The sequence below is a fragment of the Bacillus sp. Brlt_9 genome (assembly GCF_051948935.1).
Lineage (GTDB): Bacteria > Bacillota > Bacilli > Bacillales > Bacillaceae_G > Bacillus_A.
Genome location: NZ_JAYJLO010000001.1, coordinates 439,895 through 466,674 on the forward strand (window position 1 = coordinate 439,895; position 26,780 = coordinate 466,674).

Sequence of the window (26,780 nt, forward strand, 5' to 3'; positions counted from 1 at the left end):
GGACGAGTTATTAGGTAGTACGATAAAGGGAATGAAAAAGAGATTGTAATTTGGTTTCAACCAAACTACAATCTCTTTTTGTTTACATTAACGCCACCATATCCAAGTCCAAAAGTAGTTTCGTATATTTCGAGGAGTGATACGTATAAAACGTTCCCCGTCAAAGAAGCAATTAAAATTTGGAAGTGTTTCATCTGGATTTCCTGGAACAAAGGTGACGATGTTTTCGTTACTTGTAACCGTTACTGTAATTGGTGGATCCGTAGGCGAGACTTGAAGTTGTAATGAAACATTTGCGCTATTTTTAAATTCATTATTAACAGGCGGATTTATCACTTGCACTGTGAATAACACGATAATTGTTTCGTTCGGTTCCAAATTAGTAGCTACTTGGAAACCGATATTCGGATTCGCTAGTGGAGAGCGTTCCCCGTTAATAAAGACAGTGCCGTTTATAAATTGTAAACCTGCTGGAATGGTATCTTGTAACGAAACATTTGAAAGTGAAATATCAGAAGTATTCGTAATACGCACTGTATAATCAAAATATTGATTTAAATAAGCTGAGCTGACGGAAGCGTTTTTCGTGACTGTCGCAGTTACGAATTGAACTGGTATACGAACAATATTCGAATTAACAATAAAGGTGATAATGGGGTCCTGCGGTGTCAATTGGAAGGCGGCTGTAACTGTCGCGGAATTGATAATGGTACTGTTTGAAGGGATAGAAGTGACGAGAACTTTAAATGTTATCGTTGCTACTGAATCAGCAGGTAAAGAGCCGATATTAATACCAGTATCTGGGCGAACATTCGGAACAGGAGTACCGTTAATTGTTACGCTATTTTCTATAAATGTTGTACCAGCTGGAATGCTGTCTATAATGGAAGTACTTACTGTAGGGATTGGAGAATCATTAAATATCTCTAACGTGAACGTAATAATATCTCCTGTCACGACAATAGATTTGTCAGCTGTTTTTTCAATGTGAACCATTGGATCAATGATTGTCGTTGTAACAGTATTTGTTTGCTTTGTAATGGTATTTATTTGCCTTGTGATCGTAATAGGTGGTTCGGTTGGACCGACAATAGGTGTATAGGAAATAGTAGCATCGTTATTGATTATAGATTGAAGAGTAGAAGAAGATATTGTCACTTGGAATGTAATAATAACAGAGTCATTAGGAACAAGAGCTCCTAACGCAATACCATTTTCAGGATTCGCATTAGGTTGATTGGTTCCGTTAATCGTAACACTACCAATAACGAATGTCGTATCTACAGGTGCCGTGTCTACTAGCAGAAGATCTTCAATAGTGATATTACCACTATTAGTAATCGTAATGGTGTAAGTTAAAGTTTGACCAGGTAAGGCACTTGTGAAATCAACAGCTTTTATGGCAATGACATTATCATTTTGAACGGTTGTTGTGACTGTATTTGTTGTCGTCGTATTCGTAACAGGTGCGCTATTTGGGTTGACTATATAGTTAAAGGTAGTAATTGCATTGTTGTTGAGTTCATTTGGTGTTGGGATAGAAGTCACAGAAACTTGGAATGAAACGATAGCATCTCCACCAGCAATTATAGTGCCAATTGGTATACCGCTTACTGGATTAACTCCCGGAAGAGTTTCTCCGTTTACAATAACGCTATTTTCTATAAATGTAGTACCTTGAGGAATAGTATCCTGAATAACTACATCATTTGCTGCAACATTACCAGTTTGATTGAGCGTAATCGTATACGTTAACGTATCACCGATTGTTGCAAATGCAAGGTCCACAGCTTTATTACTATTCAAATTTGCGTGATTAATTTCTGTTGTGGCAGCAGACGAAATGATAGTTTCGGTAATAGGTGGTCGATTCGGTATCGTGTATTGATATTCAATTGTACTTGTGTTAGAGATTGGATTTGTTTGTGGAATTGAAGTAACTCGTACTTGGAATAGAATAGTTGCTGTCGTATTAGGTGGAATGTTATCAATTTGTATCCCGCTAAGTGGATTGTCATTTGGACGAACGGTGCCATTCACAATAACACTGTTCTCTATAAAGCTCGTATTTGCTGGGATGATATCTGTAACGATAATGTTTTCTACTTGTATATTCCCATTGTTTGTAATGGAAATTGTGTAAGGGATAATCGTTTGTAGGTCAGCATATTGGATAGGTGTTGTTTTTATAGCGAGTACATTAGCAGAAATAACTTCAGTGAAGGTAATATTACTAGTCGATATTTGTTCTGCCTCGTTTATCGTATAACGAGAAGTTGATTGGTTTTGAATACGACTGCTAGCTGGAAGAGATACCACAGTAACGGAAAACGTGACTGGGATAGAAATGTTAGGAGCAATTGTTCCTACAAGTATACCAGCACTTGGATTGGCGTTAAGCTGAGGAATATTATTTACTAACACGCTACCGTTAATAAAGGTTGTTCCATCAGGGATATTGTCTGTAAACACAACAGAAGTAGCATCCGTATTTCCTGTGTTCGTTAAAGTTGTTGTATAAGTTAAAATGTCACCAATTGTTACAGAGGTCAAATCAACAGTTTTAAGTGAAACGATATCAGCGTCATTAATTTGAACGAAAGTAGTATTGGAAGTAGTAGATTTTTGAATTGGTGCAAAGTCAGGATTGAAAATAAAATCGTAGACGATGTTTGCAGTATTAGGCGTTGGATTTATGGTAGGTAAATTCGTAACGGAAACTTGGAACGTTATTGTAGTCGCTTGACCTGACATAATATTAGGAATGGAGAAGCCGATATTCGGATCTGCTGCAGGAAGTACAGTATTGTTAACTGTTACACTCCCTGGAATAAATACTGTTCCATCTTCTATAATATCAGTAAAAAAGATGGAGTTAGTTGTAGTGGATCCGTTATTTTGAATAAAGACTGTATATATAATGGTTTCATCAATATTAGCTAATACTGTATTAGCGGTTTTTGTAGTGATAAGAATCACATCAATAAATTGTATATTTGTAGTATTGGAAGAGGTTGTTTCTGAGATTGGTGGTGCGCTTGGGTCTGGCTGATACTCATAGTGGATGACGGCGACATTATTAATGTTATTTTGAGAAGGTATAGAGACTACATTTACTTGGAATGTAACGATAATTGTATTGTTTGGAAGGATAATATCAAGGGTGATTCCGGTAATTGGATTTTCGTTAGGTCTTGGTATGCCATCTACAAGAATGCTATTTGGAACGAATGTGGTGCCAGCAGCAATTGCGTCAATTAGGAGAGTATTTGTAATAGGTACTGTACCAGCGTTTGTAACTGCGACTGTATATGTGATGATTTGACCGATGCGTGTAATGGATCTATTAGCGGATTTAATTGCACTAACACTTGCCGTCCGCACTTCAGTATTTACTGCATTTGATAACGACCTGCGCTGAATAATAGGAGAACTAGGATCAATTTGGTATTCATACGAAGTGTCTGAAATGTTAATGACTGTGTTGCCCTCTGGTATGCTTATAAGTTGTACTTGGAATGAAATAGTGACTGTTTCATCTGGTTGTATCGTGCCAAGAGTTACTCCATTTTCAGGGTTCGCACCAGGCTGAATTATATTATTTATTGATAAGCTATCTTCAATGAATATAGTCCCTTCTGGAATGTTGTCAATGAACACCGTATTGTTAGCTGGAACATTTCCTATATTTTGTAGTGTATTTGTGTAGGTGATATTTTGCCCGGTGGATACGAAAGTAACATCCGCCTGTTTAACAGAAATAATATTTGCATTTTGAAGTGATGTTGTAACGATATTAGAATTTGCAGTGCGATTCACTGGTGGAGCTGTAGGAATACTTACATATTGGTAATTTACAGATGATTGATTTACAATTTCGGTTTCAGTAGGTGGATTATTTGTTTGTACTTGAAATAGTATTGTTTTGGAACTGTTTGGTGGAATCGTTCCAATTGGTATTCCGTTTTCTGGAGTTACACCAGGCTGAAGTACACCGTTAATTGTGACACTGTCTGGAACGAATGTAGTCCCAGCTGGAATAGCATCTGTAAAAGTAATATTTATTGCGTCAACATTGCCGATATTTTTCACTTCAGAAATATAAAGTATAGTTCCGCCAATATCTACAGTTATTGGATTGGACGTTTTTGTAACTGTCAATTGTGCTAGCACGAAATTTGTAATGACAATATTACTTGTAGATGTTTCAGTAATAGGCGGTTGTCCTGGGTCTGGTTGAATTGTATATGTTGTATTAGATTGATTTGTAATCGATTGTTGCGAGAATGAATCGTTAATTAGAATTTGGAATGAAATTAGGTGAGTAGCGTTTGCTGCTAGGTTAGGCAAAGTAACACCTACATTTGGATTTGCACCAAGTATAGCTGTTCCGTTAAGTGTAAAACTATTTTCTACGAATGTAGTCCCTTCTGGAATCGTATCTGAAAATAATAGATTAGTAGCTGGAATATTTCCGGTATTTTCTAGTGTTATCGTATAGGTCAAAATATCCCCTGTTGTTGCTTGCTCTGCATTGACTGCTTTTAAAGAAAGAACATTTGCATCCGAAATTTGTGTGAAAGCTGGATTAGACGTAATGGTTCGAGAGATGATAGGAGCAGTTGGGTCGGCGATAAAAGTATAGTCAATACGGGCTATATTTGAAATTGGATTCACGCTTGGAATTGCTTGCACGATAACTTGGAATGTGACTGTGACGATTTCTGAAGGTGCAATGGCGTTTAAGGGGATTCCTACGTTTGGATCGGCACCTGGGGCTGAAACGCCATTAATGGTCACGCTATTCGGAATAAATGCAGTTCCTTCTGGGACTAAATCTGTTAAAGTAACTGTATTTGCAGTTGTATTCCCATTATTTTGAATGACTACAGTGTAAGTGATTGTACCGTCAGTAGACTGTACGAGGGAATCTGTATTTTTAATTACAGATAGTGATGCATCAACGACAGCTGTATTTACCGTATTAGATGAAGATGTTGCTGTAACTGGAGGTTGACTTGGGTCGACAATATACGTGTAACTTGTAAGTGCTTGATTTATAATCGCTCCTTGCGGTGGAATAGAACTTGCAAGAAATTGGAACGTAATCGTAGCAGAATCACCTGGTGCGATAATGCCAACTGGAATACCGAGAGTTGGACTGGCGTCTGGAAGTGAAATTCCATTAAGCGTAACACTATTTGGAACAAATAATGCCCCTTCAGGAACTCCGTTAATGAGTAATACAGAATTTGCAGGGAAGTTTCCAGTATTCGTTAATGTTGCTGTATACGTAATGATATCGCCGATAGATACGATTGTACGATTTGCTTCTAAAACAGTAGTAACAGTCGCGTTATTAATTTGTGTGGAAGCACTATTAGAAGTTATTGTACCTGTAACAGGAGGAGAGGCCGGATTAACTATAAATTCGTATTGAATAGATGCAACATTTGTAATTGGGTTCGAAGGTGGAGTAGATGTAACTACGACTTGGAAAGTAACAGTTAAGGAACTACCCGCGTTCACGGTCCCGATATTAACTCCGTTATTTGGATTTGCACCTGGAATGGTACTTCCATTTACAGCAAAACTATTTTCAACAAAGGTCGTTCCTGCCGGAATGAGGTCTGAGAAATTTACATTCGTAGCGTTTGTATTGCCGCTATTTTGAATTAGAACTGTATAAGTGATCGTGTCTCCAATATTCGCAAAGGCTGTACTAGCAGTTTTTACAGCTGAAAGTATTGCTGAGTTAATAGAAGTAACGAAGACGTTCGTTTCCACATTTCCAGGCTGAGCCTGTAATGCATTTCCTACGTTATATTGGAAGTTTACAAATCCTAAGTTTTGGAGTTCAGGTGTGAATGTTGTTGGATTACTTACGATTTGAACTTGGAATATGATTGTTACAGTTTGATTTGGAATGATCGTATTTATGCCAATACCGCTGGTGATAGAAGCGGATGGTAACGGAGTACCATCAACAATAACTGATCCTGCAACAAATTGTGTCCACGATGGTATAGGGTCTGAGAAAATAACGTTATTAGCAGGGATATTTCCTGTATTCGTAATCGTAGTTGTATACGTAATCGTATCACCAATTGTTGCAAAAGCTTTATCTCCAATTTTAGTAGTAGTTAAAATAGCACTTTCAATTGTTGTTGTAACACTATTTGAATTAATGTTTTTTGAAACAGGAGGATTAGCTGGATTAACGATATGCTGGAAGCTAACGCTAGCTTGATTGGTAATTGGATTTATAGGCGGAATTTCATCGGCATTAATATGAAATGCTACGATGACAGACTGATTTGGCGCGATATCACCAATTGGAACGCCTGTAATTAGGTCTGCATTTGGGATGGTAGTTCCGTTAAGTGTAAAACTATTCGGTTCAAAGGAAGTTCCATCTGGAATTAGGTCGGTAAAAATAACATTCGTCGCACTAACATTTCCGCTATTTGTAATCGTAACGGAGTAGATAATATCTTGCCCAATATCTACTGTTGATACATTTGAATTTTTTTGTGCAGTAAGGATAGCGCTATTAATTTGCGCTGTCGTTGTATTAGATTGATTAGAAGTTGAAATGAACGGCTGATCTGGATCAACAATATAACGGTAATTGGTAAGTGCTGAATTAGAAATAGGGTTGTTGATTGGAAGGGCTGAAACGATGGCTTGGAATGTGACAATTGATGTGCTTCCACCATTAATTGAACCGATATTTACACCAGTAGATAAATCAGCGTTTGGAATAGTTTGCCCATTAACTGTAAAACTGTTTGGGACGAAACTTAAATTGCTATCAAGTATATCGATAACGGTAACATCGGTTGCAGCAACATTCCCGGTATTAGGAAGGTTAAGTGTAAATGTTATTGTATTACCAACATCCGCAAAACTAAGATTTGCTGTTTTTGTACTAATAATAGTTGCATTGTTTATTTGAAGAAGCGTCGTGTTAGAATTAGCTGTACTTGAAACGGGAGGATTAACAGGATCAACAGTAAACTCATACGTCGTTGATGCTGTATTTGGTGCAGGATTAATAGGTGGGATGCTGTTCACTGTAACTTGAAAGACGATACTATATATTTCATTAGGCGGAAGTGTTGCAAGTAATACACCGGTATTTGGATTCGCGTCAGGTTGTAAAATACCATCAACAGTTAATGTGTTAGGAACAAATGTGAGTCCGCTCGGTAATACATCCGTGAATACAATAGTAGTCGCATCCGCATTTCCTATATTCGAAATAGAAGTAGTGTAAAAGGCAGTTTGCCCGACGTCTATAAAGGATACACTTTCGTTTTTCGTCATGGATAATATAGCTTCTTTAATTTGCGTTGAAACAGGATTGCTAATTGAAGTTTCTGCATCAGGCGGTGAGACTAATTGATACGATGTTGATGAGAAATTTACAACTGGGTTTTCGGTTGGTAATGAAGTTACAGTTACTTGGAACGAAACTGTTACTGTAGTCCCAGCTGTTATAGTCCCAATATTTACACCGTTCGATGGGTCCGCACCGCTTTGGGGAATGCCATTAATAGAAAAAGAGTTTGTAATAAATGTAGTTCCGCTTGGCATTGTATCAGTGAATATAACATTTTGTGCGGCGGAATTTCCGTTGTTTGATAGGGTGACGGTATAGGTGAGTGTGTCTCCAATACGACTAAAGGATTTATCGACTTGTTTTAATGAAAGGATGGTAGCTGTGTTAATTGTAGTAAACACTGTGTTTGAAGTAACATTCCTTGAAACAATAGGGGCATTAGGATCAGCGATAAATGTGTAAGAAGCACTAGCGGAATTGGCAATAGGATTTTGAACAGGAGTAGAAGTAGCGGTAACTTGAAATGCTATTGCTATTGAGCTGTTAGGAGCAATTGCTCCAATTGTTATGCCTGTATTAGGATTAAGTCCAATTTGTGTGATGCCATCAATTGTAACGCTATCAGCAATAAATGTTGTCCCATCTGGTATAAGGTCAATGAACGTAATATTCGTAGCATTTGTATTACCACTATTCGTTAAAATTGTCGTATAGGTAATGGTATCACCTAGCGTTACAAGTGTTTGATCGACTGATTTAATCATCGTAATCATAGCATCTAATACAGGGTTTGTAACAATATTCGTTGAAGTAGAAGTAGTAGCAGGGGCTCCGTTTGGATCAACAGTATAAGAGTATAAAATCGTATCGTTACCCATAATCGAGCTTGAAGGGGGAACGGAAATAACATTTACTTGGAAAGTAACAGTTACTGTTTCACCTGGAGCGATATTTGGTATAGTTACTCCAAGTGCTGGCTGTGCACCAAACTGTTGGATACCATTTATTGTGACCGAATCTGGTACGAAAGTAGTGCTAGGAGGAATGGTACTTGTAAAAGTAATATTCGTTGCTGGTGTATTTCCTGTATTCGTAATCGTAGTTGTATACGTAAGTGTATCCCCGACGGAAATAATAGATTTATCAACAGTTTTTGTCGTATTTAATATTGCACTATTAATTGTTGTTGAAACTGCATTAGATACATTCGTTTGTGATACGGCAGGTTGGCTAGGATCGACCACATGTTCAAATTGCACAGAACTAAAATTCGAAATTGGATTTATACTTGGAATGTTTGTAACAAGTACGTTTATCGTAATAGAAACCGTACTGCCAGGGTTTATATTTCCAACCTGAATCCCGTTCGCTGGATTTCCAATTTGTTGAGTGCCTAATTCATTTATAAGAGTTCCAGAAATAAATGTTGTGCCTTCAGGTAAAATATCAGTAAATATCACATTTTGTGATGCTACATTTCCAGGATTGCTTAAAGAAATAGTATAAGAAATTGTATCGCCAATCGTTGCGAAAGTTTTATCTACAGATTTGATTGCCGCAACTTCTCCAGAATTTATTTGTGTTGAAACAGAATTAGATGTCGTACTTCGTGAAACAAGTGGTAAATTAGGTCCTGTCATAAATTGATAATCAATGGAAGCTCCGTTTACAACCGGTGAATTTGGCCCTCCAGGTCCGATTGTAAAAATAGGATTTGGGATACTAACTACTTGCACGCGGAAGGTAACGTTTATAAAATCTCCTGCAATAATATCCCCAATTGGTATTCCATTCGCTGGATTTACCCCAGGTAATAAAACTCCACCTACTCGAACGCTATCTTCTATGAATATTGTGTTATTTGGAATTGGATCTGTAAAAATGATATTCGTAGCAGTCGTGTTCCCGATATTGTCTAATAAAACTGTATACGTTAAAAATGAATTTCCAGGAGCGATGTCAGAAAATAGACGATCCACGCTTTTCGTTGCTTGGATGATTGCTTCGTTAATTTGCACTAAAGTTGGATTACTTGTAGCGGTTTCTGTCACTGGCGGCTGGGTAGGATCCACAATGATAGAATAAGTTGTGCTAGATTGATTCAATGTTGGGTTTGTAGCTGGTATTGAGCCGACGATCGCTTGAAAACTAATTGTTGTCGTTCCTCCAACTGGAATTGCGTCTAAAGAAATCCCGCTATCTGGTCTAAAGCCGAGTTGTGGGATAGTGTTAATTTGTACGCTATCAGGTACGAATGAAAGTTCAGGTGGTAATATATCGATAAAAACAGGTGTGTTAGCGGTAGTATTTCCGCTATTAGTGAGAGTAGTTGTATACGTAATTGTATCTCCAACAGCGGCAAATGCATTACTCGCAGTTTTTGTTGCGATAACGGAGGCAGTATTTACTTGTGTAAAAGTTTTATTGGATTGAACTGTTCGTGAAACAGGAGGTTCGTTTATATCAACAATAAAGCTATATTGAAGCGATGATTTGTTAGGAATTGGATTAGGGTTTGGAAGAGTTGTAATGTTTACTTGAAAACTGAGTGTAATCGATGCATTTGCATTTAAGTTACCAATATTGATACCGTTTTGTGGATTTGTATTCGGGATTGTTACACCATTTATTTTAAAGCTATTTGGGACAAAGGTGGTACCGTTTGGAATTGTATCTGTAAATACAATGTTGTTCGCAGTAGTATTTCCTGTGTTTGTAACAGATGAAGTGAATGTAATCATATCACCAATCGTAGCGAAAGTTGTACTCGCATTTTTATTTAAAACTAAAGTAGCGTCAATAATTGGAGTAACTGTCGTGTTTGTTACAGTGCTTCCAACAGCAGGTGTTTGGTTTGGATTCACTGTATATTCATAATTTACAAGGGCGTTATTCGTTAAAGTGCCACTAGGAGGAATCTCAAGAATTTTCACTTGGAATGTAATAAAAGTAGTCCCTCCTGGTGAAATATCGTCTAAATGAATACCTAATGAAGGATCTAAACCAGGTTGAGATACGTTATTTATCGTAACAGAATTCGGGATGAAGGATGCACCTGGTCCAAGTCCATCTGTTAAAACTGTAGCACTAGCAGGGATGTTTCCTGTGTTCGTAACTGCAATCGTATAAGTAACGATATCTCCAATTGCAGCATTCGGTGTGTTCACTGATTTCGTTGCGATAATAGTAGCGTTGTTAATTTGAGTTGTTATTACATTACTTGATGCATTGGCGGATGCTGGAGGTAAGTTCGGGTCTACTACATATTGGTACGTTGTGTTACTTTGGTTCGGGATTGGATTCGGATTCGGGATGGAATTTACTTGCACTTGGAACGAAATTATCGTATTTGCATTCGGATTTATTGGATCAATTGCTATTCCATTCGCTGGATTTACATTAGGCAGTATATTCCCATTTACTGTTACACTATTTGGAATAAAAGATGTACCGCTTGGAATTGCATCGGTAAACACTATATTTGATGCAAGTGTGTTTCCGTTATTCGTTAAAGTAGTCGTGTACGTAATGATATCATTTACGTTCGCAAACTGCTTATCTGCAGATTTTACAGAGGTAATCGTAGCGTTATTAATAGTTGTCTGTACGGTGTTGGAGGCAACCATCTGCATTATAGCTGGTTTAGATGGGTCATATGTGTATTGGAAAGTAGTGCCGGATTGATTTGTAAGCGGATTTGCACTAGGAATAGTTGGTACAAAAACCTGGAATGCAACAGTACGTGATGAATTCGCTCCAATTGTACCAATTAAAATGCCGTTAGCAGGATTTGCATTAGCTATAGGGACACCGTTAATCGTTACAGTATTAGGAAGGAAAATGGTACCAGCTGGAATGATATCTGTAAACGTTACATTAGAGGCAGGGATATTGCCGTTATTCGTTAAAATCGTTGCATACGTTATGATGTCGCCAACATCAGCAAAGTTTGTGCTTGTTAGTTTCGTAGCAACTATATTAGCAGTATTAATTTGTGTAGCTACGATATTGCTAATAGCGTTCCTAACAACAGCAGGTAAATTTGGATCTGCAATAAAGCTATATTGAAGTGCAGCACTGTTTTGAACTGGATTAGGTGAAGGTAAACTATTTGCACTAATTTGGAAAACAATTGTTGTAATGCCGCCAGCGGGAATCGTACCAACTTGAAGACCAACACTTGGATCCGCACCTAGCTGTAAAGCACCGCCTATAAAAATACTATTTGGTACAAGTGTCGTACCAGGAGGGAGTATATCGGTAACGACTACGTTATTTGCTGGAGTATTTCCAGGGTTAGCTAGGGCAATTGTATATGTGATTGGTTGCCCAACATCGGCGATAGTTAAATCTACATCCTTGAAAATAATTACATTTGCTAAGTTGATTTGTGTACTTACAGTGTTACTTAAAGATGTTTCTATAGTTGGTGGATCTCCTGGATTTAGAATAAAGCTATACTGTGTACTAGATGAATTTATTGTTGGATTTTGCGCTGGTAAAGAGGTGACAGTTACTTGATAAGAGACAGTAAGTGAGCCGTTAGCAGGAATAGAAGGTAACGGAACACCGACATTTGGATCGGCGTTATTTTGGAGTGCACCATTAATAAGGAAAGTGTTTGGGATAAAGGTAGTACCGTCTGGATTCGTATCAACAAAAGTAGGACCATCAGCGGAAACACTTCCTGCATTCGCCAAAGTAACGGTATAAGTTAATATATCCCCTACGGTAGCGAACGCTCGATCCACTGCTTTGGTTGAAATGACATTTGCATCGTTTACTTGAGTAAATGTAGTGGTTGAAGTAGTGTTCTTATTTATAGGTGAAGCATTTGGATCCACGATAAAGTTATAGAGAATTGAAGCGCTATTTGAAATAGGATTTGGATTTGGGATGTTAGTTATTAATACTTGGAATGAAGCAGAAATTGTAGTATTCGCATTGATGCTACCGATATTGATGCTAGCTGGTGTAACACCTGGCTGAGCAACATTGTTAACTATAACACTGTCTGGCACAAAGGCAGTACCATTCGCAATTGAATCGGATAGTACTACATTGTTCGCCGAAACATTTCCATCGTTTGTAAGAGAAAAGGTATAAGTTAATACATCTCCAACTTCCGCAAATGTTTTATCTACAGACTTAGTAGCTTGAATGTTTGCTAGTCTAATTGTTGATGTAACAGAATTAGAATTTGCTGTTTTTGAAGTTGGTGGCAGACTTGCGTTTACAGTATATAGATAAGAAGCGAAAGCATTATTAATGATAGGATTTTGGGCGGTAATATTGATAACTGTTACTTGGAAAGAAAGAGTAAAAGTAGCTCCGCCAGGAATTGTTCCGATAGGTAAAGCAACGAGAGAATCTACATTTTGCAAAACTCCGTTTAGTGTTACAGTACCAGGAGTCAATATCGTTCCATTTGGAAGTGGATCCGTTAGTTGTACGTTAGTTGCAGCTGTATTTCCACTGTTTGTAATAAGAATTGTATAACTGATTGTTTCGCCAACTGTAGCAAATGGTTTATTTGTTGATTTTGTTAATGTTACATTCGCATTGTTAATTTGAGTGGAAACGAGATTCGAAGAAATGTTTTTCGTAACGGGTGATTGGCTAGGGTTGACGGTATATTGATAAGAAGCGCTTGAACCATTAGATACGACATTCGACGCTGGAATTGTATTTACTACTACTTGAAATGAAACATTTTTTGTTGTACCAGTTGGAATAGATCCTATATTCACACCAGTGGCGGGATTTGCTCCAACTTGTGTCGTACCGTCAATTGTTAGACTGTTTAGAACGAATGTTGTTCCAGTAGGAATGACATCTGTAAAAATAACATTGTTTGCATTCGTATTACCTGTACTTGTAAAGGAAACAGTGTACGTTAGCGTATCACCAATATCTGCAAAAATTTTATCTACTGCTTTCGTCATTGTTACAGTAGCATTATTCACTTGAGTGGAGACAATATTCGTCGTATCAGTCCCGCTTACTGCAGGCTGATTTGGTACAGGAATATATTGATATGTTGTTGTACCACTATTTAATATTGGATTTGTTTGGGGAATAGAAGGAACGAATACTTGAAATGAAACAGTAGTCGTAGAATTAGCAGCAATAGATCCAATTGCTATACCATTAGCTGGATTTGAGCCTGCTTGCGTAACCCCGTTAACAGTTACACTTCCTGGAATGAAAGTAGTCCCGCTAGGAATCGGATCTGTATATAAAACGTTCGTTGCGGCGATATTTCCTATATTAGCTAAGGCAATACTGTAAGTTAACGTTTCGCCAATATCAGTAAAGATTTTGTTAACTGATTTTGTTCCATTAATATCTGCGAGGTTAATTTGTGTTCCTGCAGAGTTGCTTGTTGCAAGACCGTTAAAAGTCGTTCCACCGGCTATTGGTGTATATTGAAATGTAATGTTCGCAGTGTTAGAAATCGGATTTTGATTTGGAAGAGAAACGACAGTTGCTTGGAAAGTTACTGTACGAGAAGCGCTGTTATTAATTGTTCCAAGAGATATACCCGCAGCCGGATTTGCATTTGTTTGTGGTATGTTATCTACCGTTACAGTGCCAGGTATAAAGGAAGTGCCGTTAGGAAGACTATCTATAAAAATAACGTTATTGGCGGGAAGAAGTCCGGTATTAGGGATCGTAACGGTATAAGTGAGGACGTCTCCAATTGCAGCGACACTTTTATTCACGCTTTTCGTTGCTTGTATGTTAGGTGAATTTATATTAATTTGTAATCCGACTGTATTTAACATATACGCGTCTCCGTTAGTTGTTAAACGGATTGCAGCGGATACTTGGGAATTTGTTAAATAAGGAGAAATATCAATAGAAGTAATGTCCCAGCCTTGCCTTCCTGCCGAGATATTTGTACTTGTAGAAGCACTTTGATTCCGTGTTCCAAATGTCCCAGTTGTATCTAAATTTCCGGCAGCATTATTCACTTGAGAACCGAAGAAATTATTTACAGCATTATTTGGCCCGGATAAAGCATTTAATGAACTGAAATTTGGTCCAAATAATGCTTGATCCCCAGTTAAATCAGCATCTCCTTCAGTAGAACTTAAAAATAACCTCCCACTTACAGGTCCTCCTGAAGGTGTTAAAAATCCTGAAACAGATACATCGGCACTACCAGTTTCCGCAGAAACACGGTTACCAGCTACATAAATGGTTAAGTTCCTTGCAGGCAAGGTCCCGTTTTGATAAGCAACGATAAGTGTCCATCCAGCTGAATTAATTGTTCCATTAGAAGCATCTATAGGATCTACAAGTCCAGGGACAGAGCCGGCTGTATAAGAGCCAGCCCCTCCGGCTTGAATGAGCGATGTTACATCTGCGGATCGTGTATAGAATCCAAATGTGACAGATCCAGAAACGAATGTTTGATTAGAGGCTGTAACACTTGAAGGGGTAATCGAGTATGTTGACACAGGTGTTGTAAAAGAAATAGGATTTCCTAATACACTCGTAATATTTTGATCACGAGATAAGTAGTTTCCTCCCCAAACGAGTTCTGCGTAAAGAATAGTACTACCAGCAGGGATATTTAAAAGGGCGGTAGAACTATTTTGTGTATAGTTTAACGTTGTACCAGCAGGAAAAGTAGGTACTTGTAAAGCGGTATTCGTAGTTGCGAATGCACCAATTGCCCCGATTGTACCAGCACGGTTTTGATTACTAATTTTACTTAAGCCTAAAGTATTCCCTGTAATTGCGAGTGCGCCGTTAGTGGTGGTAGAAAATCGATTCGTAATGGGCATGTTGTCACCTCATTTACAATATAGTCTTGGTCAAAATAGGATATGTATGTGACAAATAAAGGGAAACATGTACAGGTTGATTCGGAAAGAATGATTTAAGAGTCTAGATAAAGAGATGGAGAATGATTGACTTGGAAATGAGAGTGGAGCGTCTTAGAAAAGAAAGTATAAATGATATTGTTTCATTATCTTCTTATATTGGCTGGGATTATAACGGAGAAGAAATTGAGACTATTTTTGACTCAGGTATTGTATACGGTGTGTGGAGTGGGAGGAAGGAACTTATTGCTAGCGCAGCAATTATATTATATGGGGAGGAATTAGCGTCTATCGGAATGGTGATTGTGCATCCGAATTATAAGGGAAGTGGGATTGGAAAGGTGATAACAAATTCATGCATTATGACTGTATCAGCTCAAACTCCAATAATGCTTATTGCTACGGACGAGGGAAAACTTTTATATGAAAAATTAGGATTTAGAACAGTAAGCTATGTTTCTAAATACATATGTAACTCGTACAATGTGAATGATTATTGTATAGGAAATGAAGATTATATAATGAATTATAAAGAGTATGATTTAGAAGAAATAATAAAATTAGATGAATATGCGTTTGGAACAAATAGAGAAGAGTTTTTAACGAAAAGAATTATGCAAAGTGAACAGTGTATCGTTGTAAAGGATAAGGAACAAAATGCATTAGGATATGGTTTGAGTGTACAAACACCCGAAAATAAAATAATAGGTCCAGTCGTTGCTAAAAATGATGAGATGGCAATGAGAATTGTACATGATTTAGCAAGAGGACATCATGGTAAAGTAAGAATTGATGTACCAGAGGGGAAAAAAGATTTTCTAAATCAATTAGAGGCTGTTGGCTTTCAAAAGGTTAATACACCACCAATTATGATGAGAAATAGTGATCAATTATTAAAACGGAATAATGAGCTATATAGCATTGCAGCGCAAATTTTTGGATGAAAAAAGAATCCTTTTCACGTAAGGATTCTTTTTTAGGTAATTTAATCACGATATTGGTCGTGAGTTGGTTGAAAGAGGTCTTCCTCGATATCTCTTACCATAGAAAAATGATCGACGTTATAATGCCCATGTAAAGTTTTATTATGATGACTAATAATTTGCTCTGCAGACAATACGTTAGAATCAGTGGTTGAATGACCATTTTTAATTAATGTAACATCAAAGCCTTGTACAGTGGCTGTTCTAACGGCGGTGTCGATGCAATGTTCTGTTTTACAGCCGCCTATAACAATATGATTGATTTTTTCTTCTTTTAAAAGTTCAAGTAACGAAGTACCGTAAAATGAATTTGTGGCTGCTTTATTAATAAGGATTGCAGACTGAGGTACTTTAATTTGATTATGTACTTCAAATCCTTCTCCGCTACCAGAAGCAACATCGATATCTCTTACGAAAACAATAAGGGCATTGGAATCTATTGCTTTCTGCAGGGCTGTATTTAGTGTCGATAATAGCTCGGTTTTACGAAACACCTCATTTTCTTGCTCATTTCCATCAATTAATTCTTGTTGCGCATCGATAATTAATAGTGCTTGTTTCATCGTGTCTCCCCTTTAATATGAAATAAGTTCCACTGTACATATTCCTTTATATTGTTAGGAAATCCTCCATTTCAAGCGAAGTAGACGATTGATTTACAAAGTTGTCAAAGAAATTTCATTCTCATAGCGTGTAAAAACATGTATGATAGGAGATGGAGAATTTTTGAGTAGGTGGGAATAACATGCAAACAGTAGAAGATTATCTTTCATTCTTACATACGAAAGGATTTAAACTATCAGAGGAAGCACAAGGGTTTATTATGTTCGGACAAGGGTATACAGGTGCATCTGATGGAATTGTGAACGCGGCAATAGAAGCGACAATTAAACATCAATTTCAGTTTGATGGCAGTTATTTTGTTGCGTTATTAGAACGATTGAAAGAAGAAGAGATTACAGATAAAAAAAGCGCTAAGGCTTTTATGCGGAAGTTACAAGCGTAACTTCACGCAGCCTGCGCTTCTTTTTTTGTTTTGGAAGGTAATTCAACAAAAACCATGCCTAGGAAAATACATAGGCATCCGATAATAGCAGAAATAGAAAGTTGTTCGTTTGCAACGAGAACGCCTGTTAAGGCAGCAAAAACGGGTTCCATTGCGAAAATAATGGCTACTCTCGTTGGAGACGTATGTTTTTGCGCTGATGTTTGAATGAAAAAAGCAATGGATGTCGCGAATAGGGAAGTTAGAAAGAGAGCAAATAAAAAGGAAGAATTCGTCCATAGTGCTACTGAAAATAATTTTTCCCAATCTTCAAACAAAAAGGCGCAAATAGAAGAAAATATACCGACAGCTAATACTTGCGATGTGCTTAACAATAAAGGTGATATTTTTTTAGAGAAGAAGCCGTTAACGAGAATATGAGCAGCGAAAGCAACTGCGCAACCGAGAACGAGTATATCTCCAATGTTTAATTGAAATGAATCACCAGCTGTTAATAAGTATAAACCTGCCGTTGCTACAGCAATGCCCATTACGATAAAAATAGTAGCTTTTTGTTTTAAAAAGATAAAAGACAAAATGGGCACCATAACGATACTAAGCCCTGTTAAGAATCCTGCTTTTGAAGAGGTTGTATAAAGTAAGCCGAATGTTTGTAATACATAGCCAACACATAAAAAGAATCCAACGATTAATCCGGCAAGACTACTCTGTTTTATATCTTGTTTTGAAGTTTTTTTTGCGAAAATCATTTGAACGAACAATAAAATAGTTCCGGCGAATAAAAAGCGAATACCATTAAAAGTAAATGGGCCAACGAAAGACATAGCATTTTGAACGACAACAAACGTAGCTCCCCAAATAAAAGAGACAAATAATAAAGCTAGAGGAGCAATCCAATCTTTTTTCACACTCATACCCCCGTTAATTTTGTAAGATAGCCTTTCTAGCTAACTCATCAGCAACTTTATTTTGACTACTTGGAATCCACTTAATAAAAAAGAGATCGAAACTTTTTATGTACTGCAGTGCTTCTTCTAATAGTGGCGCAAACATTTTATTTTTTGCGTATTCTTTTTCAACAGCTCGCTCAACAAGTTGCGAATCTGTACGAAAAGAGACAATGTTATAATTATGCTCCGTGCAATATTTTAATGCCGCAAGTAAAGCGTGGTATTCTGCTTCATGATTGGACATTGTCCCAAGGGGTAATGATAATTGTACAGCTGGTTGAACCCCTTTAATAAATACTCCCGCACCAGAAGGACCAGGATTTCCTTTTGATGCACCATCAATATATACTTCAATCAAAATGAGAAACCTCCAAATGATAAGATGATCCCCTACTTATATGTTTCTTTGAAGTAGGGGATAGAGTAATTAGCCGATTGTAATGCTATAACGACATGTAAATGTTTCATTCGTTTGTAAAGATTGAATTCCTTTTTTTTCCTTGAAATCTTTTGCTGGAGTTACTTCATCGGCAATTCCGTACCAAGGTTCAATACATAAGAAAGGTGCATTTTCGCCTGGTGTCCATACGCCGACAAATGGGAAGCCATCAAATTCTACTTTTACAAATTTATTATGTTTATGAGAACGAATAGAGATTTCATCCGTATTCATATTTTCAAAAATAAGTGCATCATTTTTGAATAAATCGTATGTAAGTGGTAATTCATTCGTATTTTCAGCGATTAATTGTTTTTTGCTTGAAAGGTAAGGACCTTCTAATACGCTAGTTTCTAAGCGTTCAGAACCATTAAAGGATAAATGATAATCTGTAAATGATTCGCCCTCTAATAACGGGAAGTTGAAACCAGGATGTGCTCCGATTGAGAAGAACATCTCTTTTGAAGCAGGATTAGTTACTTCATATGTTACATGAACGATTTGTCCGTCTAGCTCATAAGAAACAAGTAATTCGAATTCGTATGGGTATTTTTTTAATGTTTCTTCATTACTAGTAACAATATAAGTGATTTTCGTTTCACTTTGTTCTTTCACAGAGAATGTAAGGTCACGAGCAAAGCCGTGTTGTGTTAAAGAATATGGTTTACCATCTACGTAGTATGTATTATCTACTAATCGACCGACAATTGGGAATAAAATTGGTGCGCGGCGCCCCCAATAAGTAGAATCGCCTTGCCATAAGTATTCAGTGTTATCTTCTTTTAAGCGAACGCTTTGTAATTCTGCACCTTTGTCAGAAATGGAAACGATCACTTTTTCATTTTGAATTGTTGCTGTCATGAAGTGAAACCTCCTAAAACTTTCATATGTTTTATTATACGTTGTCTAAAAGAAAAAAGGTAGTTAATGATAGGAATCTATTGACGAAAGAGTGTGTATTGCGTAGAATATAATCTTGTTGCTTAAAAAACGAATAACGTGGTTCGAAACCATCCCACGTAAAAAAACTAAGGAGATTTTGTCATGAATATTAGAACTTTAGTCGGTAATGGTATTTTAGCGGCATTATATATTGCTGTTTCTATGCTTATTCAGCCATTTGGCTTTACGAATGTACAGTTTCGTATTTCAGAGATGTTTAATCATCTTGTTGTATTTAATAAGAAAGCAATTTACGGAATTGTATTAGGTGTATTTTTAACGAATCTCTTTTTCTCACCAATGATCGCTTACGATTTAGTATTTGGAGTAGGGCAATCTATTCTTGCATTAGTTGCAACGATTATTTCTATGCGATTTATTAAAGGTGTTTGGGCTCGTATGATTTTTAATACAGTTATTTTTACAATTACTATGTTTATGATTGCAATTGAACTTCATCTTGCATTTGATTTACCGTTTATGTTGACTTGGTTAACATGTGCAATCGGTGAATTTGTTGTCATGGCGATTGGTATGCCTGTAATGTACTGGATTAATAAGCGAGTACAATTTGAAAGATTTATGTAATAGATGAAAGAGCTATTCCTAAAAGGATAGCTCTTTTTGTATGTAATCACATTGAATATAATGCTGTGACTATTGATAAAATATAATAAAATAAAGTGAGGCTTTCATTAGCTGGCTACATATAAGAAGTCTTATATAAGGGGAATCTAGTATGAAATATAAAATTCATTGGTTGTATAAAACGAAGCGTGGTTTGCAGACGGAATTAACGACAGATTATATGAACATAGAAGATGTACTACAATTTGCAGATGATTTTGAGAAAACAGGAAGAGTGAAAGAACTATCATTTTATGATGAAATGGATGCAGAATGGTCATTAAAAGAAATGAAAAAGCTGAGTAAACAAGTGGAGGAAGAGCTACAAGAAATACTCATTTATTTTGATGGTGGTTATGATGTACAGACGAAAGAAGCTGGAGTAGGTATATGTGTATACTATAAAAAAGGAAATATAAAATACCGAATTCGCCGTAATGCATATATAGAAGGTATATATGATAATAATGAAGCGGAATATGCATCATTACTATACGGAATGAATATACTCGAGGAATTAGCAATTAAGTATGAAGCAGTTACGCTTCGCGGTGATTCTCAAGTTGTACTGCAGCAATTGGCTGGAGAATGGCCTTGTTATGATGAGCATTTAAATCATTACTTAGATCAAATTGAACAAAAAGCGAAGCAAATGAAATTAAAACTTGTATGTGAGCCGATATCTAGAAAACAAAATAAAGAAGCGCATCAATTAGCTACGCAAGCATTAGAAGGAACAGTCATTGATAGTCATAAAGAAATAACCGAATAGAGAGGTGCAAAGGTGGATAAAAAGCAACTCATTACAGAGGTAAATGACTTATTAGAAACGTATTGTGAAGGGTGTTTTTTGCGAGAACATAATCGAAAGACAAATAGTAAGTATTATGCTCATTCCTTTTGTATTAGGCAATGTACAGTTGGAGAAACGTTGAAAAAGTATGGAGAACAGTTGTCATGAAAAAACATCCAGAGAAAATTCTCTGGATGTTTTTTAGTGTCTAGCTTCGTTTAGTTGATGCTCGCATTTGCTTAATTTTTTTTCCTCATTCATTAAAAAGGGCTCATCTAAATCTGTTGCCACAGACTTCATAATTTCAAGCTGGGAGCGAGCGGCTTCTACAGCAGTAGTAGCATGCTCTAATGTATCTGGATCCATTGAAATTGTCGCTGATCCTACCATTTTTTGTGCTGTTTCTACACGGAATTTTACTTCTTCAAAATCATTTACTTCTGATCCCATTGTTAATTCCTCCTTTATATATTGCGCATTTCACATAGTTTTTGCTCTGGAAAACGGAAATATACAAAGGAATAACAAAGGAGGTTACCAAGTTAGGTAACCTCCTGTCATATGTTGGATTAAAGTTTTACTACGTTAGCAGCTTGAGGTCCGCGGTTTCCTTCAGTGATATCGAAAGATACTTCTTGACCTTCTTCTAAAGCTTTGTAGCCGTCGCCTTGAATAGCAGAGAAATGTACGAATACATCGTCAGCGCCTTCCATTTCGATAAATCCAAAACCTTTTTCGTTGTTAAACCATTTTACTTTTCCTTGCATGTTACAATTCCTCCTAAAAACATTTGCTTTTTTCATTTAGTGAAATTCATTTGAAAAGATAATATAAACTAAAAATGCTATAATCTTGAATATTCTGCTAAATGATTAATTTAAATATACACGAATTGGTAGAATTTAGTCAAGTAAGCGATTTTATTTTTTTGTATTTTTAAATAATTTTTCAGCCGAATTTATAAATAGGTATAGGACAGGCCGAGTATGTAATATTCTTAATTGAATGCTATACATAATGAGGTGAAAGAATGAATGAATGAGTCTTATTTATTAGATAATGAAGGAATGAGAACGAGAACGGACATACCGAATTGGGTTACAAAAGAATTTCAAAATTTTTCGAGTGTTGTGCTAGAACCAACTTTCCCGTGTTATTTCGGCTTAACAGCTTTGAAAAAGAATGAACTTCGTTATTCCTTCCTCTCTCATAATGATTGGAGTCATTTGCCACATACAATGTTATCTTTTTTAGAATTAATGAAAGAGCGCCCAATTGTAAGAAGAGGATTTTTCCTCTTTGTGGAACCGGAATGTGAGGAACACTCACTGGAATATTATCGGGATTACTTTTGGAAAGTACTACAATATTTACATGAAAACGATGATCAAACATGGCCGAAGCAAATTCCTGAAGACCCAGACCATTACTTATGGGAATTTTCATTTGGTGGTGAACCGATATTCGCATTTGGAAATGCGCCAGCTTATAAACAACGGAAAACGAGACATTTAGGAAATTCTCTCGTTATTGGGTTTCAACCACGTACCATCTTTGATGGATTAGAAGGGGATCGTCCTAAAGGAGCATATTCAAGACAAACGGTCCGCGAGCGGGTTGAAAAGTGGGATCAGCTGCCGAAGCATCCTAACATTAGTCATTATGGCGATCCGGATCATCGCGAATGGAAACAATATTTCATAGGAGACGATGTAGAGCCGATAAAAGGAAAATGTCCTTTTCTTCATAAGTTAGAAAAGTAAGAGCCATCATCTAGATGGCTCTTTTGCATATTTTGGATAAAAAAGGGTATTTTAATAGTAAATATTTTGATGAAAGCTAGTCTATTTTTAATCATTACATCATTACTTAATAGTAAAGGAAGTAGAAAGGATAGAGCGATGTTTGGAGCGATTATACAACAAATTGTATTAGGTATTTCATTAGCTGCACCAGTAGGCCCGATTAATATTGAAATGTTAAAACGAGGAATTGAACGAGGTTTTTGGCATGCGTGGGTTGTTGGAATTGGTGGAATGACTGCAGATATTTTGTTTATGCTTCTCATCTATTTCGGTTTATCTTCTGTGTTTATGTATACATATGTACAAGCTTTTATGTATTGTACAGGGTTTTTCTTATTATTTTATTTAGGATTTCAAAGTGTAAAACAAGGAATTTCCCACTCGAATATGGAATATAAAAAAGAAGAGGTAGGTGGGCTGAAACAATCGTTTATGGCAGGTTTTTTAATTGCGATATCCAATCCATTAAATCTTGTTTTTTGGTTTGGTATATACGGAAGTACACTTAGCTCATTGCTTACGAAGGTAACGAAACAAGAAGCCTTTTTGTACAGCCTTTGTATTATCGTTGGTATTATTTTGTGGAATTTAAATATCGCTTTTTCTGTCCATTTTGGCAGAACATTATTAAAGCAAAAAGCATTAGGCTATATAACAGCCGGAGCCGGTATTATTTTAGTAGGATATTCTATCCATTTTGCATACAAAGCTTTACAGTTGTTCACATAAGATTGAAGGGGAGATTTTTATGTATCGAACCACTATTGACGGAAAAGAAATTATTATTACGTTAGCACCAAAAATCCGAAAAGAAATTACCGATAGAAATCCACTATATGAAGCGGTATTTCATAATGCAGCAAGATTACTACAAACAAAGCAACCGACGTTTGCGGTAAATAATGAAATATTTGGGCTTATTATTGGAGAGGTTCAAAGAGGAGAAGTAACAGTATTTGCGGTGGAACATATTATTCCGAAGCAAAATATATTTGGATCGAACAATTTTTTCTCGACAATAGAGCAGCAGGCAAATTTGTAAAGTGAATAGAATAGAATAAAAGAAATAGTCGTAACGATAAGTTGCGGCTGTTTTTTTGGAAAAGGAGGAAGGAAGATGAAGAGAGTGGGGAAAGAGTTCTTTTTACAACATGATATCGTTATTATGTATAGTATTCTATTAGTTTTCATCATTATTTTAAAAATGCAATTTTTCACATGGATCGGTATGTTAGCGTGTTTGTTTGGGATTGTTTTTTATACACTTAACGAATATATGACACACCGGTTTTTATTTCACTTAAAACCACCTAAAAACGTATTTTTATTAAAAATGTTAAGAAGATTACATTATGATCATCACGTATATCCAGATGATTTAAAACTTTTATTTTTACCTGTATGGTTTAGTATACCGAGCTTTACTATATATTTACTTATATCATACGCTATAACAAAAAGCATTACTATTACACTTTCATTCGGAATCGGAATGATTATTATGCTTCTCGTTTATGAATGGAAACATTATATTGCACATAAGCCAATTCGTCCCGTTACTAAGTTTGGGCGATGGCTAAAAAAACAGCACATATTACACCATTATAAAAATGAAAAGTTTTGGTTCGGTGTTTCAAATCCGGTATTCGATTTCCTATTTGGAACGCTTAAAGATGGAAAAAATGTTGAATTAAGCGAAACAGCTCGTAATTTAGAAAAAGAGAAAAAAACAGAAGTGGTGCGTTAAGCACTACTTTTTTATTTTGTTATAACGAGTATGAAAGCTTGGCTGATGCGGAAGTGAAGTACGCAAATTTTATGCTGAAAAAGTATATTAAAAACTTAGGGGAAATTGCCGAAAAATGTCTATCGAAAAATCTTTGCAGGAATGTATGGATTGTCTAAAATGAAAATAAGTTTCTGAATATTTATAAAATTTAGTCTTTAGGCATGCAAGGGGGAATTGTATTTTTAGTAAGAGAGGGGATTAGAGAATGAAACGAGATGAAACGTCAGCACGTAAGTTGCAAAATGAGGTGAATTATACAGAGGTTGTTCAGTCAGAAGAATTTCAATTGCTATTAAATACGAAAAAGAAGTTCATCGTTCCAATGAGTATTTTCTTTTTAAGCTTTTTTATTGCGTTACCTATTTTAACATCGTATTCAAAGGTACTCAATACACCAGCATTCGGTGATGTTACGTGGGCATGGGTGTTTGCATTTGCTCAATTTATTATGACGTGGTCATTATGTATGATTTACAGTAAAAAAGCGGAATCCTTTGATAAAATCTCACAAAACATTCTGCAAGACATGCAAAAAGGGAGGGGCTGACTTTGAATATAACCGCTTTTGCACTATTTTTAATCATCGTACTTGGTACACTCGTCATAACTTATTTTGCATCGAAGAAAACGAAAAATGCAAGTGAGTTTTATACGGCTGGAGGGGGATTAACTGGTTGGCAAAATGGTCTGGCCATTGCGGGAGATTATATGTCTGCTGCGTCCTTTCTTGGTATAGCTGGGGCGATCGCGTTAACTGGGTTTGATGGATTCTTTTATAGCATCGGTTTCTTAGTTGCTTACTTAGTTGTATTATACTTAGTTGCAGAGCCGCTTCGAAATTTAGGAAAGTACACATTAGCAGATATGATTGCGGCGCGTTTTGATGCGAAAAAAGTTCGCGGAGTTGCAGCGCTTAATACGATGACGATTTCGATTTTTTATATGATTGCACAATTAGTTGGGGCTGGTGCACTTATTAAATTATTATTAGGGATTGAATATACGACATCTGTTTTAATCGTTGGTACATTAATGACAGTGTACGTTATTTTTGGCGGAATGACTGCGACGAGTTGGGTACAAATTGTTAAGGCTGTATTACTTATGGCTGGTACATTTATTATTTCTGTTATCGTTTTCGCAAAATTTAATTTTAGTGTGACTGAAATGTTCGCGCAAATGAAGACAGCTACACCGTTAAAAGATTCGTTTTTAAATCCAGGAGTAAAGTATAAAGATGGCCTTGATACGCTATCTTTAAATTTAGGACTAGTTCTTGGTACAGCTGGATTACCACATATTCTTGTACGCTTCTTTACAGTGCGTGATGCAAAAACAGCACGTCAATCTGTTGTATACGCGACGTGGTTAATTGGTGCATTTTATATTATGACAATTTTCTTAGGATTTGGAGCAGCGGCATTTGTAGGGAATGAAGCAATTATTAAAGCAAATCCTGCTGGTAATATGGCAGCACCTTTATTAGCGAAAGCGTTGGGCGGAGATTTCTTATTTGCTTTCGTATCAGCAATTGCTTTTGCAACGATTTTAGCTGTAGTGGCAGGTCTTGTATTAACAGCAGCATCCGCATTCGCACATGATTTTTATAATGAAATTATCCGCAAGGGGAAATCAACGGAAAAAGAGCAAGTGTCAATGGCTCGCTATGCGTCTATTGGAGTAGCGGTATTATCCATTATACTAGCGTTATTTGCTCAAACATTGAACGTAGCATTTTTAGTTTCATTAGCATTTGCAGTTGCAGCGAGTGCAAACTTGCCGGTTATATTATTCACAATATATTGGAAGCGCTTCAATACGACAGGTGCCATTTCGGGTATGGTTGTTGGTCTTGTATCAGCCATTGTTCTCGTAGCGTTAAGTCCAAATGTCTGGAACCCTGTAGCTGGAAAAGCTATATTTGTTGGAGAAGCGCTATTCCCATATACGACACCTGGAATTATTTCCATTCCGCTTGGATTCCTTGCAGCATATTTAGGAACTGTTTTATCTAGTAAGAAAGAAGATGCAGCGAAGTTTGATGAAATTCTTGTGAAATCTAATACTGGTCATGGTATTAGTGATGCATCATCCCATTAAAAAGAGAGGAGCTTTTCGAAATATAAGAAAAGCTCTTTTTTTCTTGTAAATATTACTTTATTGTAAGTAGGATTTTGTCTTAATTTTGTGGAATGAAAATAAGCAGGGAGAAAATTAAACCATCATGGCACCAGCGCAGCTTTTGTGAAAAATAAGTTGTTATGGA

18 protein-coding genes and 1 riboswitch are annotated in these 26,780 nt (G+C 36.5%); of the genes, 11 read left to right on the forward strand and 7 right to left on the reverse strand.

Annotated elements, in window-relative coordinates; all coding sequences use genetic code 11:
- Positions 1–87: 87 nt before the first annotated feature.
- Positions 88–15,141, reverse strand: coding sequence for a DUF7507 domain-containing protein (locus VF726_RS02395; protein WP_440165559.1), 15,054 nt, complete (start codon positions 15,139–15,141; stop codon positions 88–90).
- 122 nt (positions 15,142–15,263) lie between these two features.
- Between VF726_RS02395 and VF726_RS02400 the strand changes: the two genes are divergently transcribed.
- Positions 15,264–16,124 (forward strand): GNAT family N-acetyltransferase, encoded by an 861-nt coding sequence (locus VF726_RS02400; RefSeq protein WP_440165561.1) that lies wholly within the window; start codon positions 15,264–15,266, stop codon positions 16,122–16,124.
- A gap of 41 nt (positions 16,125–16,165) precedes the next feature.
- Here the strand turns inward: VF726_RS02400 and VF726_RS02405 are convergent, their stop codons facing one another.
- Positions 16,166–16,726, reverse strand: coding sequence for a cysteine hydrolase family protein (locus tag VF726_RS02405; RefSeq protein ID WP_440165563.1), 561 nt, complete (start codon positions 16,724–16,726; stop codon positions 16,166–16,168).
- 182 nt (positions 16,727–16,908) lie between these two features.
- Between VF726_RS02405 and VF726_RS02410 the strand changes: the two genes are divergently transcribed.
- Positions 16,909–17,169 (forward strand): DUF6123 family protein, encoded by a 261-nt coding sequence (locus tag VF726_RS02410; RefSeq protein WP_063224108.1) that lies wholly within the window; start codon positions 16,909–16,911, stop codon positions 17,167–17,169.
- A gap of 2 nt (positions 17,170–17,171) precedes the next feature.
- Here the strand turns inward: VF726_RS02410 and VF726_RS02415 are convergent, their stop codons facing one another.
- The 3 genes from VF726_RS02415 to VF726_RS02425 all read right to left on the reverse strand — a co-directional run bounded on the left by VF726_RS02415 (position 17,172) and on the right by VF726_RS02425 (position 19,419).
- Positions 17,172–18,077 carry a DMT family transporter gene (locus VF726_RS02415; protein WP_440165565.1) on the reverse strand — a complete coding sequence of 302 codons (906 nt, stop codon included), beginning with the start codon at positions 18,075–18,077 and terminating at the stop codon, positions 17,172–17,174.
- A gap of 13 nt (positions 18,078–18,090) precedes the next feature.
- The gene (locus VF726_RS02420) at positions 18,091–18,477 is read right to left on the reverse strand and encodes a reverse transcriptase-like protein (RefSeq protein WP_000573873.1); all 387 of its coding nucleotides are present in this window, start codon (positions 18,475–18,477) and stop codon (positions 18,091–18,093) included.
- Between the two features lie 69 nt (positions 18,478–18,546).
- Entirely contained in the window at positions 18,547–19,419 is an 873-nt protein-coding gene (locus VF726_RS02425) for an aldose 1-epimerase family protein (RefSeq protein WP_440165568.1), read from the reverse strand.
- Between the two features lie 132 nt (positions 19,420–19,551).
- A riboswitch (PreQ1 riboswitch) is annotated at positions 19,552–19,596 on the forward strand.
- Positions 19,597–19,602: 6 nt separating this feature from the next.
- Between VF726_RS02425 and VF726_RS02430 the strand changes: the two genes are divergently transcribed.
- The 3 genes from VF726_RS02430 to VF726_RS02440 all read left to right on the forward strand — a co-directional run bounded on the left by VF726_RS02430 (position 19,603) and on the right by VF726_RS02440 (position 21,088).
- On the forward strand, positions 19,603–20,088 hold the full coding sequence (locus VF726_RS02430) for a QueT transporter family protein (protein ID WP_001026467.1): 486 nt from the start codon (positions 19,603–19,605) through the stop codon (positions 20,086–20,088).
- Between the two features lie 151 nt (positions 20,089–20,239).
- Complete coding sequence (locus VF726_RS02435; RefSeq protein WP_440165570.1) at positions 20,240–20,899, forward strand: ribonuclease H family protein; 660 nt, start codon at positions 20,240–20,242, stop codon at positions 20,897–20,899.
- A gap of 12 nt (positions 20,900–20,911) precedes the next feature.
- Positions 20,912–21,088, forward strand: a complete 177-nt coding sequence (locus VF726_RS02440; protein ID WP_000358801.1) for a zinc-finger domain-containing protein — start codon at positions 20,912–20,914, stop codon at positions 21,086–21,088.
- A gap of 33 nt (positions 21,089–21,121) precedes the next feature.
- Here the strand turns inward: VF726_RS02440 and VF726_RS02445 are convergent, their stop codons facing one another.
- Both VF726_RS02445 and cspB read right to left on the reverse strand, forming a co-directional pair.
- A complete protein-coding gene (locus VF726_RS02445) occupies positions 21,122–21,370 on the reverse strand; it encodes a DUF2564 family protein (protein ID WP_000534395.1) in 249 nt (82 codons plus the stop codon).
- A 119-nt stretch (positions 21,371–21,489) separates the two neighbouring features.
- Complete coding sequence (cspB, locus tag VF726_RS02450; protein ID WP_001161731.1) at positions 21,490–21,687, reverse strand: cold shock-like protein CspB; 198 nt, start codon at positions 21,685–21,687, stop codon at positions 21,490–21,492.
- A gap of 267 nt (positions 21,688–21,954) precedes the next feature.
- On the opposite strand from cspB, the gene VF726_RS02455 reads away from it, so the two are divergent.
- The 6 genes from VF726_RS02455 to VF726_RS02480 all read left to right on the forward strand — a co-directional run bounded on the left by VF726_RS02455 (position 21,955) and on the right by VF726_RS02480 (position 26,614).
- Positions 21,955–22,683: a YqcI/YcgG family protein gene (locus tag VF726_RS02455; RefSeq protein ID WP_440165575.1), complete on the forward strand. Its 729-nt coding sequence runs from the start codon at positions 21,955–21,957 to the stop codon at positions 22,681–22,683.
- A gap of 138 nt (positions 22,684–22,821) precedes the next feature.
- Positions 22,822–23,454 carry a LysE family transporter gene (locus VF726_RS02460; RefSeq protein ID WP_000466560.1) on the forward strand — a complete coding sequence of 211 codons (633 nt, stop codon included), beginning with the start codon at positions 22,822–22,824 and terminating at the stop codon, positions 23,452–23,454.
- A 19-nt stretch (positions 23,455–23,473) separates the two neighbouring features.
- A complete protein-coding gene (locus tag VF726_RS02465) occupies positions 23,474–23,767 on the forward strand; it encodes a cytoplasmic protein (protein WP_242301162.1) in 294 nt (97 codons plus the stop codon).
- A 75-nt stretch (positions 23,768–23,842) separates the two neighbouring features.
- Entirely contained in the window at positions 23,843–24,472 is a 630-nt protein-coding gene (locus tag VF726_RS02470) for a sterol desaturase family protein (RefSeq protein WP_440165577.1), read from the forward strand.
- A gap of 247 nt (positions 24,473–24,719) precedes the next feature.
- Positions 24,720–25,061: a DUF485 domain-containing protein gene (locus VF726_RS02475; protein ID WP_242301164.1), complete on the forward strand. Its 342-nt coding sequence runs from the start codon at positions 24,720–24,722 to the stop codon at positions 25,059–25,061.
- Positions 25,062–25,063: 2 nt separating this feature from the next.
- Positions 25,064–26,614 (forward strand): solute symporter family protein, encoded by a 1,551-nt coding sequence (locus VF726_RS02480; RefSeq protein ID WP_242301165.1) that lies wholly within the window; start codon positions 25,064–25,066, stop codon positions 26,612–26,614.
- Positions 26,615–26,780: the final 166 nt, after the last annotated feature.